General features: G+C 60.7%; 1 protein-coding gene. It reads left to right on the forward strand.

The window, feature by feature from the left end:
• Window positions 1-631: type VI secretion system tip protein TssI/VgrG (tssI, locus tag VQ830_RS28995; RefSeq protein ID WP_337271533.1), on the forward strand; the 631-nt coding region annotated here is incomplete at both ends.

The raw sequence follows: 631 nt of genomic DNA on the forward strand, positions 1-631 counted from the left end.
CTGGAAGCCGGCCGCCGCTTTACGCCCTATGAGGTGGCCCATCCCGAGCATGAATACGAAGAGCATGTAATTATCCGCGCGGCCCATACCATCGTCGACCGGTCCTATGAGACGAACACGAACGAGCCGGAATACATCAACCGCTTCGAAGCGATCCCCTCCCGCGTTCCACTGACGCCGCACCGCAACACCAAGCGCCCGCGCATTGAAGGCACGCAGGTTGCCATCGTCGCCGGTCCGCAAGGCGAAGAGATCCACCCCGACCAGTACGGCCGCATCAAGGTCTGGTTTCCCTGGGACCGCAGAGCCAAGAAGGATGGGACGGATACCTGCTGGGTGCGTGTCAGCCAGGCATGGGGCGGATCAAGCTGGGGCGCGCAGGTCATCCCCCGCATCGGCATGGAAGTCATGGTCGCGTTCGTCGATGGCGATCCGGATCGGCCATTGGTGACGGGTGTCGTGCCCAATCCTGCCAATGGCGTGCCCTATGACCTGCCCGGCAACAAAACACGGACGGTGCTGCGCTCCAACACGCATAAGGGTGAAGGCTATAACGAAATCGCGTTCGAAGACCAGAAAGGCGAGGAAAACCAGTTTTTCCACGCCCAGAAAGATCAGACCGTCAAGGTTC

Source organism: Oryzifoliimicrobium ureilyticum, assembly GCF_037199735.1.
Classification (GTDB): Bacteria; Pseudomonadota; Alphaproteobacteria; order Rhizobiales; family Rhizobiaceae; genus Rhizobium; species Rhizobium ureilyticus.